Source organism: Agrobacterium sp. rho-13.3 (genome assembly GCF_033957765.2).
GTDB lineage: Bacteria > Pseudomonadota > Alphaproteobacteria > Rhizobiales > Rhizobiaceae > Agrobacterium.
This window is the reverse complement of sequence record NZ_CP192775.1, coordinates 1444619-1463852: the sequence shown is the minus strand read 5'-3', so window position 1 is coordinate 1463852 and position 19234 is coordinate 1444619. Positions and strand designations below refer to the sequence as shown.

At 58.6% G+C, this 19234-nt stretch carries 16 protein-coding genes; 13 read left to right on the top strand and 3 right to left on the bottom strand.

All coding sequences use genetic code 11. From position 1 onward, the window contains the following. Positions 1–4 precede the first annotated feature (4 nt). The 11 genes from kdpB to RMR16_RS21505 all read left to right on the top strand — a co-directional run bounded on the left by kdpB (position 5) and on the right by RMR16_RS21505 (position 12740). Positions 5–2041: a potassium-transporting ATPase subunit KdpB gene (gene kdpB, locus RMR16_RS21555; protein ID WP_320197658.1), complete on the top strand. Its 2037-nt coding sequence runs from the start codon at positions 5–7 to the stop codon at positions 2039–2041. 2 nt (positions 2042–2043) lie between these two features. Continuing rightward, positions 2044–2607 (top strand): potassium-transporting ATPase subunit KdpC, encoded by a 564-nt coding sequence (kdpC, locus tag RMR16_RS21550; RefSeq protein ID WP_320197657.1) that lies wholly within the window; start codon positions 2044–2046, stop codon positions 2605–2607. A 73-nt stretch (positions 2608–2680) separates the two neighbouring features. Continuing rightward, complete coding sequence (locus tag RMR16_RS21545; protein ID WP_320197656.1) at positions 2681–5374, top strand: sensor histidine kinase KdpD; 2694 nt, start codon at positions 2681–2683, stop codon at positions 5372–5374. Further along, entirely contained in the window at positions 5371–6072 is a 702-nt protein-coding gene (locus tag RMR16_RS21540; protein ID WP_320197655.1) for a response regulator, read from the top strand. Before RMR16_RS21545 ends, RMR16_RS21540 begins: the two co-directional genes overlap by 4 nt. Before the next feature lie 206 nt (positions 6073–6278). Then, positions 6279–7889, top strand: coding sequence for an ABC transporter substrate-binding protein (locus RMR16_RS21535; RefSeq protein ID WP_320197654.1), 1611 nt, complete (start codon positions 6279–6281; stop codon positions 7887–7889). A 2-nt stretch (positions 7890–7891) separates the two neighbouring features. Continuing rightward, entirely contained in the window at positions 7892–8881 is a 990-nt protein-coding gene (locus RMR16_RS21530; protein ID WP_320197653.1) for an ABC transporter permease, read from the top strand. Beyond that, entirely contained in the window at positions 8878–9708 is an 831-nt protein-coding gene (locus RMR16_RS21525) for an ABC transporter permease (protein ID WP_320197652.1), read from the top strand. The genes RMR16_RS21530 and RMR16_RS21525 overlap by 4 nt, the downstream gene beginning before the upstream one ends. Further along, positions 9705–10487 carry an ABC transporter ATP-binding protein gene (locus RMR16_RS21520; RefSeq protein ID WP_320197651.1) on the top strand — a complete coding sequence of 261 codons (783 nt, stop codon included), beginning with the start codon at positions 9705–9707 and terminating at the stop codon, positions 10485–10487. The genes RMR16_RS21525 and RMR16_RS21520 overlap by 4 nt, the downstream gene beginning before the upstream one ends. After that, positions 10487–11284, top strand: coding sequence for an ABC transporter ATP-binding protein (locus RMR16_RS21515; protein WP_413785923.1), 798 nt, complete (start codon positions 10487–10489; stop codon positions 11282–11284). The genes RMR16_RS21520 and RMR16_RS21515 overlap by 1 nt, the downstream gene beginning before the upstream one ends. After that, positions 11271–12380 (top strand): pyridoxal-phosphate-dependent aminotransferase family protein, encoded by a 1110-nt coding sequence (locus RMR16_RS21510; RefSeq protein WP_320197650.1) that lies wholly within the window; start codon positions 11271–11273, stop codon positions 12378–12380. Before RMR16_RS21515 ends, RMR16_RS21510 begins: the two co-directional genes overlap by 14 nt. A 174-nt stretch (positions 12381–12554) precedes the next feature. After that, on the top strand, positions 12555–12740 hold the full coding sequence (locus RMR16_RS21505) for a hypothetical protein (RefSeq protein ID WP_320197649.1): 186 nt from the start codon (positions 12555–12557) through the stop codon (positions 12738–12740). A 218-nt stretch (positions 12741–12958) separates the two neighbouring features. Here RMR16_RS21505 and RMR16_RS21500 read toward each other — a convergent pair whose 3' ends face one another. The 3 genes from RMR16_RS21500 to RMR16_RS21490 all read right to left on the bottom strand — a co-directional run bounded on the left by RMR16_RS21500 (position 12959) and on the right by RMR16_RS21490 (position 16434). After that, on the bottom strand, positions 12959–14146 hold the full coding sequence (locus tag RMR16_RS21500) for a Gfo/Idh/MocA family protein (RefSeq protein WP_320197648.1): 1188 nt from the start codon (positions 14144–14146) through the stop codon (positions 12959–12961). A 69-nt stretch (positions 14147–14215) separates the two neighbouring features. Continuing rightward, the gene (locus tag RMR16_RS21495) at positions 14216–15268 is read right to left on the bottom strand and encodes a sugar phosphate isomerase/epimerase family protein (RefSeq protein ID WP_320197647.1); all 1053 of its coding nucleotides are present in this window, start codon (positions 15266–15268) and stop codon (positions 14216–14218) included. Positions 15269–15369: 101 nt separating this feature from the next. After that, positions 15370–16434 (bottom strand): NAD(P)-dependent alcohol dehydrogenase, encoded by a 1065-nt coding sequence (locus RMR16_RS21490; RefSeq protein WP_320197646.1) that lies wholly within the window; start codon positions 16432–16434, stop codon positions 15370–15372. Positions 16435–16567: 133 nt separating this feature from the next. On the opposite strand from RMR16_RS21490, the gene RMR16_RS21485 reads away from it, so the two are divergent. Both RMR16_RS21485 and RMR16_RS21480 read left to right on the top strand, forming a co-directional pair. Beyond that, positions 16568–17260 carry a superoxide dismutase gene (locus tag RMR16_RS21485; protein ID WP_320197645.1) on the top strand — a complete coding sequence of 231 codons (693 nt, stop codon included), beginning with the start codon at positions 16568–16570 and terminating at the stop codon, positions 17258–17260. 290 nt (positions 17261–17550) lie between these two features. Then, entirely contained in the window at positions 17551–19149 is a 1599-nt protein-coding gene (locus tag RMR16_RS21480) for an ABC transporter substrate-binding protein (RefSeq protein ID WP_320197644.1), read from the top strand. The last annotated feature ends 85 nt before the right edge of the window (positions 19150–19234 follow it).

The window sequence follows — 19234 nt, the reverse complement described above, 5'->3', positions numbered from 1 at the left end:
AACCATGTCCAACACACCCAAAAAACCAGCGCTTTTCGATCCGGCAATCATCGTCCCCGCCATTGGAAACGCGTTTATCAAGCTCGATCCGCGCCTGCTGATGCGCAATCCGGTTATCTTCGTTACCGAAGTCGTGGCGGCCCTTGTCACGGTGCTCTTTATCCGTGATCTCTTTGCCGCCAACGGCACTGCCACATTCTCCGGCCAGATTGCCGCGTGGCTGTGGTTCACCGTGCTGTTTGCAACCTTTGCAGAAGCCGTGGCCGAAGGGCGTGGCCGCGCTCAGGCCGATAGCTTGAAGCGCAGCCGCTCCGATCTCGTTGCCCGCCGTCTGGTTTCGGATGGTAAAGAAGAAACAGTCGCCGCAACCTTGCTCAAGGTTGGCGATGTCGTGGTGGTCGATGCGGGCGAGCTTATTCCCGGCGATGGTGAAGTCATCGACGGTGTCGCCTCGGTCAACGAAAGCGCCATCACCGGCGAATCCGCCCCTGTCATCCGCGAATCCGGCGGCGATCGCTCTGCCGTCACCGGCGGTACGCAAGTGCTTTCCGACCGCCTGAAAATTCGCATCAGCACACCACCGGGCGCAAGCTTCGTGGACCGCATGATCGCGCTGATCGAAGGGGCAGAACGCCAGAAGACACCGAACGAAATTGCCCTTTCGATCCTTCTGTCCGGCCTCACCCTCATCTTCCTCATCGTCGTCGTCACCGTCTGGGGTTTGGCCGGTTATTCCGGCACGCTCATCTCCGTCACCGTGCTCGCCGCCTTGCTGGTTACCCTCATTCCCACCACCATCGGTGGCCTTCTGTCAGCCATCGGCATTGCCGGCATGGATCGTCTCGTGCGCTTCAACGTCATCGCAACATCGGGCCGCGCCGTGGAAGCGGCAGGCGATGTGGATACTCTGCTGCTGGATAAGACCGGCACGATCACCTTCGGCAACCGCATGGCCGCAGACTTCATCCCTGTTCCGGGGGTCACAGCCAACCAGGTGGCAGAGGCGGCTTTGCTGGCCAGCATGTCGGATGAGACACCCGAAGGACGCTCCATCGCGGCTCTCGCCACGGGCGAATTCGGTCTCAAGACGCCTCAGGTCAAGATTGATGCCGTTGTGCCTTTCTCTGCACAGACACGCCTCTCCGGCGTGGATATCGGCACCAAATCGCTGCGCAAGGGTGCCATCGATGCGATTTTGAAGTTCACAGGCAATTCTGAAACCAACGCTCCCGCCGAATTTCATCAGGCCGTCGACCGAATTGCGCGCACTGGCGGCACGCCACTGGGCGTCGCAGATGGCAACCGCCTGCTGGGCGTCATCCACCTGAAGGACGTGGTAAAACCCGGCATCAAGGACCGTTTTGCAGCACTGCGCGCCATGGGCATTCGCACGGTCATGGTCACGGGCGACAATCCGGTCACGGCTGCGGCCATCGCTTCCGAGGCAGGCGTGGATGATTTTCTCGCCCAGGCAACGCCGGAGGACAAGCTTGAATATATTCGCCGCGAACAAAAGGGCGGCAGGCTGATCGCCATGTGCGGAGATGGCACCAATGATGCGCCGGCACTTGCGCAAGCCGACGTGGGCGTTGCGATGCAGACCGGCACACAAGCCGCCCGCGAAGCTGCGAACATGGTGGATCTGGATTCCAGCCCCACCAAGCTCATCGAAATCGTCGAGATCGGCAAACAATTGCTGATGACACGCGGCTCGCTGACCACCTTCTCCATCGCCAATGACGTTGCCAAATATTTCGCGATCATCCCGGCCTTGTTCGTGGCGACCTATCCGGCGCTTGGCGGTCTCAACATCATGGCGCTTGCCTCTCCGCAATCGGCCATTCTGTCGGCGGTCATCTTCAATGCGCTCATCATCGTTGCGCTCATTCCGCTGGCCTTGAAGGGTGTTTCCTACCGGCCATCGGGTGCTGCTGCCCTGCTGCGGCGCAACCTGTTCATCTACGGTCTCGGCGGCCTGCTGCTGCCCTTTGCCGGGATCAAAATCATCGACATTGCGGTTTCCGCACTTCATCTGGTGTAATCATGTTGAACCAAATTCGCGCCGCTCTCGTCATCCTCGGTTTCTTTATCCTACTGACCGGGCTTGGCTATCCACTCGCCGTCACAGGCATCGCACAAGCGGTCATGCCGCAACAGGCAAACGGGTCGCTGATCCGCAATGGTGACACCGTCATCGGCTCCTCGCTGATCGGCCAGAACTTCACCTCGGATCGCTATTTCTGGCCCCGCCCCTCGGCCACGGGTCCGGATGCCTATAACGCATCCGCATCCTCTGGCTCCAACCTCGGCACCACCTCGGCAAAGCTGAAAGACAGAGTGACCGCCGACGTCGAGAAGTTGAAAGGCACCGGCATGACGACACCCGTTCCCGCCGATGCGGTCACCACATCCGGCTCCGGTCTTGATCCGCATATCTCGCCGGAATATGCGCAGGCGCAGGTTCTGCGCATCGCGCAGGCCCGCAATCTTCCGCCACAAAATGTTAGGGCTTTGCTGGAGACAAAAACAGCGGGACCAGCGCTTGGCATATTCGGCGAACCGCGTGTGAATGTGCTAGAGCTTAACATCGCGCTGGATGCGCTATAGCGTTTGTTTGTCGCATTTCCGGACGGAAAACCGGGTCCACTTTTCCTGGAAATGCTATAGAGAGCTGAGACGAATGGCATCTTACGAACGTGACGGGAAAAACAGGCCCGACCCTGACGCATTGCTTGCCCTGGCGGAGAAAGACCGCCGGGGCAAGCTGACTGTTTTTCTGGGTGCTGCACCCGGCGTCGGCAAAACCTACGCGATGCTTGCCCGCGCCCGCCGCTTGAAACAGGACGGGGTCGATATCGTGATCGGCCTTGTCGAAACGCATGAGCGCGCCGAAACCTCGGCACTGCTGGACCGCCTGGACATTCTGCCACGGCTGAACATCGAATATCGCGGCAAGATGCTGTGTGAATTCGATCTCGATGCCGCTCTTGCCCGCAAGCCGCGCGTTATCGTCGTGGACGAGCTTGCGCATTCCAATCCGGATGGCTTCCGACATCCGAAACGCTATCAGGACATCGAAGAACTGATTGCGGCTGGCATGGATGTCTGGACCGCGATGAACATCCAGCACCTTGAAAGCCTGTCCGATCTCGTCACCCAGATCACCGGCGCCACCATTCGCGAACGTGTGCCCGACACGGTCCTTAAACGGGCCGATGAGGTCATTCTCGTTGACCTGCCGCCTGCCGAACTGATCGAGCGGTTGAAGGAAGGCAAAGTCTATCTGCCGGAAAGCGCCACCCGCGCCGTCGATCGTTTCTTCCGCCTTGGAAACCTCACGGCGTTGCGAGAACTCGCGCTTCGCCGCACCGCCGACCGCGTTGACGACCAAATGGTCGATTATCTAAGGCAAAACGCAATCGAAGGACCATGGGCAACAGCCGAGCGGCTGCTTGTCTGCATCGGCGCAGATCAGCTATCCGACAAGGTTGTGCGTGTGGCAAGCAGGCTGGCATCCGGCCTCAACGCGCCGTGGACGGTTGCCAGCATCGCCCGGTCCGATCAGGAAACGATGGATGAGGAAAGCCTTCGCCGCATCGAAGAGACATTCCGCTTTGCCGAAAAGCTGGGGGCGGAAACACAACACGTCACAGGCAGTGATTTCGTCACCGAAATTCTAAAACTGGCCCGGCGCGAACATGCAACGCAGATCGTCATCGGCTCGCACCGACGCAAGTGGTTCCAAAACCCGTTGCGTGCCAGTCTTGCGGATGCCTTGGCGCGGGAAGCAGGCGGCATTGGCCTGCATCTGGTCACGGCTGACGTGCCGGCTCAACCGCGCAAGCTCAAACGACCGCGCCTGCCCAATCTGCCCGCATTTGCGCGCTCGTTCGCTGCTGCATTCATCTCTGTCGCTGTCATGACGATCATCGGGCTGGTGATTTCTCTTGCGACACGATTGCCCAACATATCGCTGCTGTTCCTGCTTGCGGTGCTGGCTGCCGCCAGCGCCGCCGGCTTTGTCGCGGCGCTGCTGGCCGCACTTCTCTCGGCGATGGCCTATAATTTCTTCTTCATAGCCCCAGTTGAAACCTTCACCATCGCCTCCCCGCATGAAGTCTTTGCGCTGGCTGTGTTCGTCGTCGCGGCCATCATCGCGGGCAGCCTTGCCTCGCGTATTCGCGAACAGGCGCAAGCCGCCCGGCAGCGGGCGTCCGACATGCAGGCGCTTTACAATTTCTCCCGCAAGCTGGCGGGAACAGCCAAGCCGGAAGAGGTGCTTTGGACCTCCGTGACGCAATTGCAAAGCAGCATTCGCCGCCACATCGTCATGCTGCTTCCGCAGGGTGACGAGTTGGAAATGGTGGCGGCATGGCCGCCGGACACGGACCTCGGCGTCTCTGAAATCGCCGCCGCACGCTGGGCGAAAGACCGCAATGAGTTTGCGGGTGCCGGCACCGGCACGCTTCCCAATTGCCGCTTCCAGTTCCGCCCGCTCACCAGCCCGCACGGCGTGGTGGGCGTGTGCGGTTTCGAGCCCGGCGATGAGGGGCTGGACCCCAATTCGGAGCGCAAACTGTCCGCCATTCTCGATCAGGCGGCCACCGCCATCGACCGCGCCCGCCTGTCCGCAGAAAGTGCAGCACAGGCCACCCGCCTTGAGGGCGAACGTTACCGCGAGGCCTTGCTGTCCTCCATTTCGCATGATCTTCGCACCCCGCTTGCGACGATTACCGGCGCCGTCACCAGTCTGCGGGAACTGGGCGAACGCATGTCGCCGGAAAGCCGCGATGATCTGCTGCAATCCATCGAAGAGGAAGGCGCACGCCTCAGCCGGTTCGTGGCCAACCTTCTGGATATGAGCCGCATCACTGCCGGAACGCTGCGTGCCAAGCTTGATTGGGTGGACGTTGCCGATGTGGTGCGCTCTGCCGTGGAACGGGCCCGCAAATATTTTCCCGCCCAGCCTTTTGAAACCGGCATTGCGCGTGACCTGCCAGTCATCCGCGCCGATAGTGTTTTGCTCGGGCAAGTCCTGTTCAATCTTCTCGACAACGCCGCAAAATACGGCGGCGGCGAACCCGTCAACATCTATGCCCGCCATGATGGCAGCGATATCGTCGTGTCGGTGACTGATCTCGGCAAGGGAATTCCGGCGGATGATCTCGACCGAATCTTTGAAAAATTCTATCGTCGTTCCAAGTCGGATGGGCGTGCGCCGGGAACCGGGCTTGGCCTTTCCATCGCGCGTGGTTTTGTGGAGGCCATGGGCGGCACCATTCACGCCGAAAGCCCGGCGGTTAAAAAACGAGGCACACGCATCGTCATGCGTTTTCCGGCAAGCGAAAAGACCGAAGGCAAACAGAAACCATGACGGCAGGCAGAATTCTGATAGTTGATGACGAACCGCAGATCCGCCGCTTTTTGCGTCCGGCACTGGCTGCCGCAGGCTATGATGTCGTGGAAGCGGAAAACGGCGCGGATGCCATGAAGGCGGTTGCGACGGCTGCGCCTGATGTCATCATCCTCGACCTCGGCCTACCGGATATGGACGGGAAAGATGTCATCGCCAACCTGCGCGGCTGGTCCACCATTCCCATCATCATCCTCTCTGCCCGCGACCGCGAAAGCGAAAAAATCGCCGCTCTTGATCTGGGAGCCGACGACTATATCGAAAAACCCTTCAGCATCGGCGAGCTGACGGCGCGCATCCGCACTGCCATGCGCCACCGGGGAACGGCGGATACATCCTCGGCAACCATCGGCTCCAACGGGTTGGTGATTGATATGGTGCAACGAACAGTTCGGCGCGAGGGCACCGATATTCACCTGACGCCCAAGGAATATGACCTTCTCACGCTGCTTGCCCGCCACGCGGGGCTGGTGGTCACGCATCGCACCTTGCTCAAATCCGTCTGGGGTCCGGCCCATGGCGATGATCTGCATTATCTGCGGGTTTTCATAGGCCAACTGCGCCAGAAAATCGAACGAGATCCAACCCAACCCGCCATCGTGCGAACCGAACCGGGTGTCGGTTATCGTTTTATGGTGGATGCCGCAGAGAAACGATAATGGCCGCACTTGGCTTCAATCCATTGTCTGGCGGGTAAAGATTTCCCCGTGCCGTTTGCGGCCCGCAATAATCATTTTACCCAGGTTGCGCTTGCGTAAAATCATTGCTGTCAACGCACTGATTTCCAATGGACACTGCGATGGCCGAGGCTTTAGACTACGCCTGACGGCACCCCCGCCAAGCCGTTCCATGTCTGGAGTTACCCATGCTGTTTGCCCCGCTCTCCCGCCGCTCGCTTTTTAAAACCGCTGCATTGCTGGCGGCGTCCACAACGCTTGTGCGTTCGGATTTCGCGTGGGCGGCAGGCAGCAGCGGACGGCTGGTGGTCGCAGCGGATTCCGAGCCGAAAAACCTCAACCCGGCCATCGTTGCCTCCAACGGCGTGTTTTACATTTCCAGCAAGATCGTCGAGCCTCTGGCCGAAGCCTCCTTCAAGGGCGAAGATGGGCTGGAACCGCGCCTTGCCACCGAATGGAAGGGGTCCGACGATGGCCTCAGCGCCACCTTCAAACTGCGTGAAGGCGTGACATGGCACGATGGCAAGCCGTTTACTTCGGCAGACGTTGCCTTCTCGGCGCTTTCCGTGTGGAAGCCGCTCCAGAACCTTGGCCGCCTCGTTTTCGCCAACCTCGCTTCGGTCGATACGCCGGATGATCACACCGCGATCTTCCGCTTCTCCAAGCCAACGCCGTTTCAATTGATCCGCAACGCCCTGCCGGTCGTGACCAGCGTTGTTCCAAAACACCTTTATGAAGGCACGGATATCGCCACCAACCCGGCCAACACCAAGCCAGTCGGCACCGGACCTTTCGTTTTTGCCGAATACAAACCGGGCGAATATTACCGCCTGACGCGCAACGAGAAATATTGGGCGAAGGACGCACCACAGCTCAACGAAATCATCTACCGCATCTTGCCGGATCGCGCCGGTGCGGCCTCTGCGCTGGAAGCGGAAGAGATCCAGCTTGCGGCCTTCTCCGCCGTTCCGCTGTCCGATCTGGCGCGCCTCGCCAAAGAACCCGGCATCAAGGTCATTGCCGATGGTTATGAGGCGCTGACCTATCAGCTCGTTGTAGAAATCAACCACCGCCGCAAGGAACTGGCAGACCTCAAGGTACGCCAAGCCATTGCCCACGCCATCAACAAAAAACTGGTGATCGATACCGTTTTCCTCGGCTACGCCACGGCCTCCACAGGTCCGGTGCCGAAAAACGCGCCGCAATTCTACACGTCCAACGTGGAAACCTATGATTTCGACGTGGAGAAGGCCAATGCCCTGCTGGATGAGGCTGGTTACAAGCGCGGTGCGAACGGGACGCGCTTCTCGCTGAAGCTGCTGCCCGCGCCATACTTCAACGAAACCAAACAGTTCGGCGCTTATCTGCGTCAGGCCTTGGCGGAAATCGGCATCGAAGCAGAACTCGTCAACAATGATTCCGCCGCGCACCAGAAGGCCGTCTACACCGACCATGCCTTCGATCTGGCCGTGGCACCACCGGTTTTCCGTGGCGATCCGGCCATCTCCACCACCATCCTCGTCAAGTCAGGCACGCCAGCGGGCGTCGGCTTCTCCAATCAGGGTGGTTACGAAAACAAGGAACTGGACGCGCTGATGGACAAGGCCGCGCAGACCATCGATGAAAAAGCCCGCACCGAACTTTACAAAGACTTCCAGAAAAAGGTGGCGGCAGACCTGCCCCTCATCAATGTTGCGGAATGGGGCTTTATCACCGTTGCGCGGGATAGTGTGAAAAACGTCGCCAGCAATCCGCGTTGGGCCGTGTCGAACTGGGCGGATACCGCCGTGCAGGAATAGTGGTGAACCGAGCAGCCCGCATTGTCAGCCGACGAATTTTCAGCGCCATTCCGGTGCTGGTCATCGTGCTTCTGCTGACATTCCTGCTGCTCGAAAACGCCTCTGGTGATGCCGTCGATGCCTATCTCGTGTCCATCGGCGGCGGCGATGCGATGTTGCGGGAAGGTCTGCGCACGCAATACGGGCTAGACCAATCCATGCTCGCACGGCTCTGGTTTTATGTCTCTTCCGTCGCAAAGCTTGATCTCGGCTGGTCCACCGCCTTTGACCGCCCGGTCCTGTCACTCATCCTTGAGCGCCTGCCCAACACGCTGTTGTTGATGGGCTTGGCAACGGCCCTCTCCTTCGCGCTCGGTTCAGCCCTCGGCATCGTGGCCGGAGCCAAACCCGGCAGCTTTCAGGACCGCACTTTGTCCACCCTGTCACTGGCGCTTTACGCCATGCCCGGTTTCTGGCTCGGTCTGGTGCTGGTCATCGCCTTTGCGGTGAAATTGCGCTGGCTGCCCACGTCAGGCATCGAAACCATCGCATCTGGCAAACAAGGCTTGGACCGCGCTCTGGATATCGCCCGGCACCTCGTCCTTCCCGTCGCCAGTCTCGGTTTCATTTATCTGGCGCTGTTTCTGCGCGTCATGCGTACCGCCATGGCGGATATCTGGCGGCTGGATTTTGTCGCCTTCGCGCAATCAAAAGGACTTTCGAAAAGCCGCATCGTGCTGCGCCATGTCGCCCGCAATGCGGCCTTGTCTCTGGTCACCGTACTGGGTCTTCAATCCGCAGCCATGCTGGGTGGCAGCGTCGTCATCGAAAGCGTCTTTGCCGTTCCCGGCTTCGGCAGGCTGGCGCAGGAAGCCGTCAGCGGGCGTGATACGCCACTGTTGATGGGCATCATTCTGACCAGCGCCGTGTTCGTCATCCTCGTCAATCTCATTGTCGATGTGTTCTATGCCGTCCTCGATCCGCGCATCGGCGCGCAGGAGGGCAGTGCATGAGGTTGCTTCGGCAAATTCCGCGCAGCCCGGAAGGCTTTCTCGGCCTGCTGATTCTCGTCACCATCGCTGCCGCTGGCATCGCCGCGCCGTTTCTGTTTCCCAAAGACCCGCTATCGATTGTCGGCGCACCGCTCATTCCACCTTTTATCGACTCGGCGCTGCCTTTCGGCACCGACAGCCTTGGCCGCGATGTCCTCGCCGGTCTTTTCCATGGCGCACGCATTTCGCTGGCCGTCGGCATCAGCGCTGCTGCGGCGGCAATCTTCATCGGCACGGTCATGGGCACGCTCGCCGGTTTTGCAGGTGGCCTCATCGATGAAGCCTTGATGCGTGTGACCGATGCGTTCCAGATCGTGCCCAGCTTCCTTTTGGCGCTCGCCTTCGTCAGCACGATAGGCGCATCCACACCCATCGTCGTTCTGGCCATCGCACTGGGTGCATGGGCAGACCCGGCGCGGTTGACGCGGGCGCAGGTTTTGTCCATCCGCGAGCGCGATTACGTGGCCTCCGCCCGCACCATCGGCATGCACCCTTTGGAAATCGCCTTCCGGCAAATCCTGCCCAATGCTTTGCCGCCCGTCATGGCGCTGGCGGCCATCATCGTTGCCGGAGCCATCCTCACCGAAGCCGCCTTGTCCTTTCTCGGTCTGGGTGATCCCAATGTCGTCACATGGGGTTCGATGATTGCCGAAGGCCGCAATGTCCTGCGCTCCGCCGCCTACCTCTCCATCATTCCCGGCCTCGGCCTTCTGGTCACGGTGCTCGGCGTTTATCTGTTGGGAGAAGGCATCAACAAGGCACTGGCAGCAAGGGTGGAAAACCCATGAGCCTCCTGCCGCTTTGCACCATCGAAAAGCTGACCGTCAGTTATCATCGCGCCACCCAGCCCGCGCTGAACGGCATTTCCCTCTCCCTCTTCGCCAATCGCCGTCTGGCCATCATCGGCGAAAGCGGCTCCGGCAAAAGCACGCTGGCCCGCAGGCTGGCCGGATTGCTGCCGCGCGATGCCATATCGTCTGGCCGTATCGACTGGAACTCGGCACCCCCACGTCAAGGCCGCGATATCGGTTACGTTTTCCAAGACCCCGGCGCCAGCCTCAACCCGGTTTTGACCATTGGCGAGCAGGTGGCGGAAGGGGCTGTGCGTCATCTCGGCCTGTCATGGAAACAGGGGCTGGCCCATGCCCGCGATCTGCTGGAGCAGGTCCATCTGCCGCATCCATCCTTGTTGCTGAAGGCCTATCCCCACCAGCTTTCCGGCGGCCAACGCCAGCGCGTGGCCATCGCCGCGGCCATTTCTGCCAGCCCGAAAATCCTGATTGCGGATGAAGCCACAAGTGCGCTCGACACCATCACCCAAGCCGCCATCGCAAGCCTTCTCGACAGTCTGGTGCGTGAAAACGGCATGACGCTGATTTTCATCACTCACGATATCGCCCTTGCATCTTCGCTGGCAGACGATATCGCCGTGCTGAAATCCGGGCGGCTGGTGGAATGGGGAGAGGCGTCCACTCTCCTGTCAGACCCCACCCACAGCTATACCAAAACCTTGATTGCGGCGCATCTGGACCTGTCCACACCACCCTTGATCGAAGGTGCGCGCTGATGGCTCCATTGCTTGTCGTTGAAGGGCTGTCCAAAACCTATCGCTCCCAAGGGCGAAACACGCCCGCTGTTTGCGATGTTTCGTTCACCCTCAACCGAGGCGAAACGCTCGGCCTCGCCGGGCCGTCCGGCTGTGGAAAATCCACACTTGCCCGCCTCATCATGCGGCTGGTTGAACCTGATGAGGGCAGCATTCGTTTTGAGGATGAGGATTGGCTGAGCCTCTCGGGTCAGGACCTTCGCCAGAACCGCCAACACATGCAGATGGTGTTTCAAGACACCCATGCCGCCTTCAATCCCCGCGCCACAGTCGAAACCGCCATCGGTGAACCGCTCCGCATCCACAACATCGTCCCATCCAGACATCGCACCGCCGAAATCGCAAGACTTCTGGAGCGCGTCGGCCTGCCCGCAAATTTTGCCAAGCGCCCCGTGCTTGAACTGTCCGGCGGGCAAAGGCAGCGTGTGGCAATCGCCCGCGCACTCAGCACGCGCCCATCCCTGCTTGTCATGGATGAGGCCGTTTCGGCGCTGGATGTGTCGGTGCGGGCGCAGATCTTGCAACTGCTCGTGTCCGTGCAACGGGAAACCGGCCTTGCCTGCCTTTTCGTTTCGCATGATATCGCCGTCATCCGCGCCGTCTGCCACCGCGTCGCCATCATGGATGCCGGAACCATCGCGGAACATGGGGAAACCCGGCACATTATTTCCGCCCCGCAATCGCAAACCGCACGGCGTTTGATCGCCGCCGTTCCCCGGCTTCAGACCCATAAGGACCATGACAATGCCCAACCGTGACTGGAGCCACCTGCTCGACATTCCCGCCTTTCCAGCAGGACATTATGCCCTTCTCGCAGACCGGCTGGCAGCGCTTCTGGGCACGAACAACGACGTTTTGCTGATACAGGCAGAGGCGGTTCTGGCACTGGAAGCCGTGGCAACCAGCCTTGCGCATCCGGGCTTGCGCGCCCTCAACATCGTCACCAGCCCCTATGGCACATGGTTCGGCAACTGGCTGGAGCGCGGCGGCGCTGATGTCTTCAATCTGGTGGCAGAGCCGGCCCACCCAATCGCTTTGGAAGCGGTCGCAGCGCATCTCGATGCCCACCCGGAGATCGACATCCTCTCCCTCGTCCATGCCGAATCGGCCAGCGGCATTCTCAACCCGCTGGAAGACATTGTTGCATTGGCAAAGGCGCGTGGCATCGTCACCATCGTCGATGCGGTGGCCTCCATCGGCGGCCATGCGCTTGATATCGATGACCTCGGCATCGATATCGCTGTCATCGGCCCGCAAAAATCCCTTGGCGGACCGGCGGGATTGTCTGCTTTATCCGTTAGCCCAACAGCATGGCGCCTGTTGCAGCACGATAAGGCACCGCGCATTTCAATGCTGTCCTTGCTCGACCAGAAAGAACAATGGCTCGACACCGGCCGTCACGCCCTGCCCGGCACGCCATCGCCCGTAGAATTTTTCGCCCTGCAAGCAGCCCTTAACAGGATCGAAGCGGAGGGCATAGAGAACGTGCAGAAGCGCCACATCGTCGCCAAAGAGGCAACGCGGGCCGGACTTGTGGCACTGGGTGTAACATTGTGGGCGCAGGACCATTCCGCCTCCGCCCTCGTCACCACTGCCGTCTTGCCAGCCGATGTCAAAAGGGAAAGCTTTCTGTCACGCCGCAACATTGCCGGTGCGGATTTAACCGTCGGCGTTGGTCCCGGCACGGAACGGCTCGTTCGCCTCAATCACACCGGACAGCGCGCCACCGAAGAGGCCGTTGTGGCAAATCTCACCGCTTTTTCACAGGCGCTTGATGCCCATGGACACGGTAACACTCTCACCAAAGCGCTCGAAACCATCACGGAAATTTATCGCTCTAATCACATTCTCTAATGTACGCGATTTCGACAGCGTGGAATGAAGCTCCGCAGATTCGTCAATTTTCGAAATAAATCTCTCAAATTTATCCACAACCGTAACAGACTAATTCCCTAGACAATCTTGACGAAATCGTGGCAACGCGCAAAACTTTACACGTTGTTAAACAATGTGACAGAGGGAACGAAAATGGTAGCTGGCTTCAATATGCTTTCATTCGACCTATTCGGACTTGGTCGCAAGGCGCAGGAAGATAATCTCAAACGCGAGAGCGGCGTCAAATCGGAATCAAAACCAACAAAAGACGAGTCGGAACAACACGACCGTGATCAGCAACACGAACTGTTCTTCTGGTCGCTGTATCCGGTGATTTAGGGTAGATTTTTGCGAGTTTGGCAAATACCTTTCGCCAAACTCCGTCACCCCGGACCCGATCCGGGGTCCAGTGCAATCAAGTCCTTGATTGCGGAAGACTCTTTTGCCACGCCGACGCGCGGCTGCTGGATACCGGCTCAAGGCCGGTATGACGGAAAAGTAGGTCTACGGAAACAAGCTGACCGAAGCGCACACCGCGCCCCGGTCTCCGTCATACATCACAACTTCACCCAACCACCATTTTGCTTCGATGAAGCAACGCAGGCTTCCACAAAAGCCACGCCCTTCACGCCATCATCGATCGTCGGGTAAATCACCGCTTTGTCGACAGTGGTGCCTGTGCGCCGTGCATCGATGGCATTGGCGGCCTCCGTATAGATCGTCGCAAAGGCTTCGAGATAGCCCTCCGGGTGGCCGGATGGGATGCGGCTGACACGGGCCGCAGACGCTCCAGCCCCTGCACCACCACGGGTGATCAGTTGCTTCGGTTCGCCAAGCTTCGTGAACCACAGATAGTTGGGATCAGCCTGCGTCCACTCGATACCGGCCTTGGTGCCATAGACACGCACTTTGAGACCGTTCTCGTGGCCCACAGCCACCTGGCTGCACCACAGCAGGCCCTTGGCAGGCGCTGTGCCGCCTGTTGCCTTGAAGCGCAGCATCACATGGGCGTTGTCGTCCAGACGACGTCCTTCCACGAAGGTGTGAACATCCGCCGCCAGTTCATCGGCTTCAAGCCCGGAAATGAAGCAGCCGAGATTATAGGCATGTGTGCCGATATCGCCGGTCGATCCACCGGCACCGGATTGCGCCGGGTCGGTGCGCCATACGGCCTGTTTCGCGCCAGTCTGCTCCACGGGTTCTGCCAGCCAGTCCTGCGGATATTCCATCTGCACCAGCCTGATATCGCCAAGCGCACCGGTTTCCACCAATTCCCGCGCATGACGCACCATGGGATAGCCGGTGTAATTATGCGTCAGCACGAACAGCGCATCCGCCTTGTCGGCCACCGCTTTCAGCTTTTTGGCGTCCTCCAGATTGGAGGTCAGCGGCTTGTCGCAGATTACATGGATGCCGCGTTCCAAAAAGGCCTTCGCCGCCGGGTAATGCACATGGTTTGGCGTGACGATCGCAACGGCTTCGATGCCATCAGGCCGCGCAGCTTCCTTCTCTGCCATCTCCTCGAAGGAGCCGTAGCAGCGGTCTTCGTCCAGCCCAAGCTCCAGCCCGGAGGCCTTAGATTTTTCTGGTGTCGAGGACAAGGCTCCGGCCACCAGTTCAAAACGGTTGTCCAGCCGTGCCGCCATGCGGTGCACGCCGCCGATGAATGCGCCAGCACCACCGCCCACCATGCCAAGGCGAATCCGTTTGTTCGCCTTGTCGGTCGTCTTTCCTTCAATTGCCATGAAATATCCTCAACATTTTTTGCGCATTCCCGAACGGAAAACCGCTGCACACTTTTCCTGGAAATGCTTTTAAAGCCCTAACATGCGGCGGTTGGCCGCGTCGTCGGTGCCACTCGATGCAAAATCATCGAAGGCCTTTTCCGTCACGCGGATGATATGCGCCTTGACGAATTCCGAGCCTTCAGCAGCACCGTCTTCCGGGTGTTTCAGCGCGCATTCCCACTCCACCACGGCCCAGCCGTCAAAATCATTGGCCGCCATTTTGGAGAACACGGCACCGAAATCCACCTGCCCATCGCCCAGCGAGCGGAAACGGCCAGCACGGTTGACCCAGCCCTGATACCCGCCATACACGCCCTGTCGGCCAGTCGGATTGAACTCCGCATCCTTGACGTGGAACATCTTGATGCGGTCTTTGTAGATGTCGATATTGTCGAGATAATCCAGGCATTGCAGCACGTAATGCGACGGATCATAGAGCATATTGGCGCGTTTGTGGTTCTTCACGCGCTCCAGGAACATCTCGAACGTCACGCCATCGTGCAGATCTTCACCGGGGTGAATTTCGTAGCAGACGTCCACGCCATGCTCATCGGCAAAATCGAGGATTGGCGTCCAGCGCTTCGCAAGTTCGTCAAACGCCGCTTCCACCAGACCGGCGGGGCGCTGTGGCCAGGGGTAGATAAACGGCCATGCCAAGGCACCGGAAAACGTTGCATGGGCATTGATGCCGAGATTGCGCGACGCCTTCAGCGCCAGCTTCACCTGCTCCACGGCCCAAGCCTGACGTGCCTTGGGGTTGCCGCGCACTTCAGGCGCTGCGAAACCGTCAAAGGCTTCGTCATAAGCCGGGTGCACCGCCACAAGCTGGCCTTGCAGATGGGTGGAAAGCTCGGTGATCTCAACGCCGTTCTGGCGCGCCACACCGGCAAACTCGTCGCAATAATCCTTCGATTCCGCCGCTTTTTTCAGGTCGATCAACTGTCCGGCCCAGGTTGGAACCTGCACACCCAGATAACCCTTTTCCGCCGCCCACTTGGTAATGCCATCCCACGTATTGAACGGCGCAGCATCACCTGCAAACTGACCGAGAAAAAGTCCCGGTCCTTTGATCGTCTTCATGAATTTGATCCTCCTGCATCGATACAGTTGAGCGGTTACAACCTCCCCCGATCAACGGTGCCCAAGCTAACCGCTCATAATTTTCGTGCAACCCTCAATAATCAGCCCGGCAAAATAATTTGCATTTTCACCTCTCCCGCAGGCGCGGAAGCAGCCGTATCGAAGGCCTTGATACTGTCGTTGAAATCAAACGTGCGGGTAATCAGCGGCGCGACGTCGATGGCGCCGGAAGCCAGCATGTCGACGCAGCGGCCAAACACGTTGGCGTAACGGAAAACATGCTCGACACGGGCTTCGCGAATTTGCGCCGCCACCACATCATAGGCCACAAGTTTCGTTGGCATACCCACTAGAACCACCGTTCCTGCCGGTCGCAACGGCTCGAATACCTTGGTAATCGCCGCTTCCGCGCCCGAGCATTCGAAAATCACGTCGGCACCCCAGCCGGCAGTGGTTTTCAAAACCTCCTCGGCCAGATTTTGCTCCCGCACGTTCACGGTCTCAACCGGCCCCAGCTTGCGCGCCATATCCAGCTTGACGGGATCGACATCGGACACGATCACCCGTGCGCAACCGGCAGCCAGCGCCGCCAGCACCGTGACCAGACCAATCGGACCAGCCCCGATAACGACGGCAATATCGCCCGGCTGAACACGCGCCTGCGTCGCCGCCTGCACGCCCACCGCCAATGGCTCGACCATCGCACCGGCTGCAAAAGAAACATTATCCGGCAGTTTGAATGTGTAAGCAGCCGGATGAACAACCGATGCCCGCAGCACGCCATGCACCGGCGGCGTCGCCCAGAAGCGCACGGCGGGATCGAGATTGTAGTGGCCGATGCGGCTGGCGCGGCTGATCGGATCGGGAATGCCCGGCTCCATGCAAACGCGGTCACCCACCGCCAGATTTTTAACCTCGGAGCCAATTTCCGTCACGGTGCCGGATGCCTCATGACCGAGGATCATCGGTTCGCGCACCACGAAATTGCCGATGGCGCCGTGGGTGTAATAATGCACATCGCTACCGCAGATGCCGACGGTGTGGATGGCGATCCGCACATCATTCGGCCCGACCTGCTCTTCCAGCGAAAACTCGCGCAAGGACAATTTGCCCTTTTCTTCCAGAACGAGCGCACGCTCCTCACCCAATGTCTGTTGGCGTTGCATTCGGTCCTCCTCGACTTCAATACTGCATCGTTGCGATAACAAAATCGGGAAGTGGTTGAATAAGCAAGGTCGAAAAGAAACTTTTCGTCACTCAACCGGTTTGCATGTGGAACTTCATGTAGGAGACCGAACAATGTTACTGACACGACGCGCCATCATGGCGGCAACCGCAGCAACGGCAGCAGCATCAGCCCTGTCCGCGCCCTCCATTGCCAGTGCAGCAATTCCCTTCAAACAACCCGCTCTGCCCTTTGCGGAAGACGCTCTTGCCCCGCATATTTCCGCGAAAACCGTGGGCCTGCATTACGGCAAACACCACAAGGCCTATTTCGACAAGCTGAACACGCTGGCCAAAGGCACGCCTTACGCAGACATGGAGCTTGAACAGATCGTCAAAAGCTCGGCCGGCAAAACCGCCGACAAGAAGATTTTCAACAATGCTGCCCAGGCCTGGAATCACGTCGTCTATTGGGATCAGTTCGTTCCCGGCGGCCCCAAACGCCCGGAAGGCAAGGGTGCGGAAGAATTCAACGCGGCGTTCGGCGACTACAGCAAATTCATCGAAAAAGCCGTCGCTACATCGGACGAGGTGTTCGGCACCGGCTGGGTCTGGTTGACCCGTGATGACAATAACAAACTTGCCCTTGTGGGTTACGAAGACGCCAACAACCCCGTCGCCGTTGGCAGGCCGGCCTATCTTGCCATCGACATCTGGGAACACGCCTATTACGTCGACTACGAGAACCGCAAGCCGGAACACATCAAGACTGTTCTTGAAAATCTCGTGAACTGGCGTGTTGTTGGTGATAAAATCGCACAGGCCTGAACCAGTACTACACTTTATCGTTGCAGCGCCCTGATATGTCAGGGCGTTTTCGTTTATGGTGCACAAAGCGTGCCATAAGTCGATATCATCTCATTTCGCGATCTTCACAAATATAAGATTCTAACATCGACGCCTAAATTAGTATCAAAATCGAAAAAGTTGAATAATTGATCAAAAATCGTCGGGATCGTTTCAGATGCCCGCTTGAGTATGTAAAGAGTTTCTTATAACCACGTTCCATCGGTATTCGCGGAACAAGCGAGCCGGATACAAAAATTGGGAGCTCAATAATGAGATATAAACTTGGCCTAATCGCTGCCGCCCTGCTTTCGGCGACGTGCTTTGCACCGGCAGCAAGCGCAAAAACCTTCGTATATTGCTCTGAAGGTTCCCCGGAAGGTTTCGACCCCGGCCTTTACACCGCAGGCACCACATTCGATGCCTCCGCTCACACAGTTTACAGCCGCCTGCTGGAATTTGAAAAAGGCACCACCAAGCCCGTTCCTGGCCTGGCAGAAAGCTGGGAAGTTTCCGAGAACGGCACTGTCTACACGTTCAAGCTTCGCAAGGGCGTAAAGTTCCAGACCACTGAATTCTTCACACCAACACGCGAGCTGAACGCCGACGACGTCGTTTTGTCGATCGATCGCCAGATCAAGAAAGAAAATCCCTGGCACCAGTACGTTCCTGGCACGTCCTGGGAATATGCCGCTGGCATGGGCTTTCCTGAGCTGATCAAGTCTGTTGAAAAAGTCGACGATTTGACGGTCAAGTTCACGCTGAACCGCCCTGAAGCACCGTTCCTTGCCAACCTTGCAATGCCGTTCGCTTCGATCATTTCGAAGGAATACACGGACAAGCTGGCCGCTGAAGGCAAGCAGGCGCAGTTGAACCAGCAGCCGGTCGGCACAGGTCCATTCGCCTTCGTTGCTTACCAGCCGGATGCCGTCATCCGCTACAAGGCCAACAAGGACTATTGGGGCGGCGCGCCGAAGATCGACGATCTCGTCTTCGCAATCACCTCCGATGCAGCCGTTCGTTACCAGAAGCTCAAGGCTGGCGAATGCCACCTGATGCCATTCCCGAACGCTGCCGATGTTCAGTCCATGAAGTCTGATCCAAGCCTGAAGGTTCTGGAACAGGAAGGCCTGAACGTTGCCTACCTCGCCTACAACACCACACAGGCTCCTTTCGACAAGCCTGAAGTGCGCAAGGCTCTCAACAAGGCCATCAACAAGAAGGCCATCGTTGATTCCGTGTTCCAGGGCATGGCAACACCTGCCAAGAACCCACTGCCGCCAACCATGTGGTCCTACAACGACAAGGTCGAAGACGACACATACGATCTTGACACTGCCAAGAAGATGCTGACCGACGCTGGCGTAAAAGACCTTTCCATGAAGGTCTGGGCCATGCCGGTCTCGCGTCCCTACATGCTCAACGCCCGCCGTGCCGCTGAAATCCTTCAGGCCGATTTCGCAAAGATCGGCGTAAAGGTTGAAATCGTGTCTTACGAATGGGCCGAATATCTCGACCGTTCCAAGGCAAAGGACCGTGACGGCGCCGTCTTCCTCGGCTGGACCGGCGACAATGGTGATCCGGACAACTTCCTTGATACGCTTCTCGGCTGTGAAGCCGTTGGCGGCAACAACCGCGCTCAGTGGTGCAACAAGGAGTTCAACGATCTGGTGAAGAAGGCAAAGGTCACGACAGACCAGGCCGAACGCACCAAGCTCTATGAGCAGGCACAGGTTGTCTTCAAGAAAGAAGCACCTTGGGCCACCATCGACCACTCGCTTGCCGTTGTTCCAATGCGCAAGGAAGTCTCCGGCTTCGTTCAGAGCCCGCTTGGCGACTTTACGTTTGAAACCGTAGACATCTCCGAGTAAAATTATCGCATCGAAAAATGCCGCGTGTCTTGTCTCAAGGCGCGCGGCACTTGCGTTATAAGAACACTCACTAAACAACCAAGAA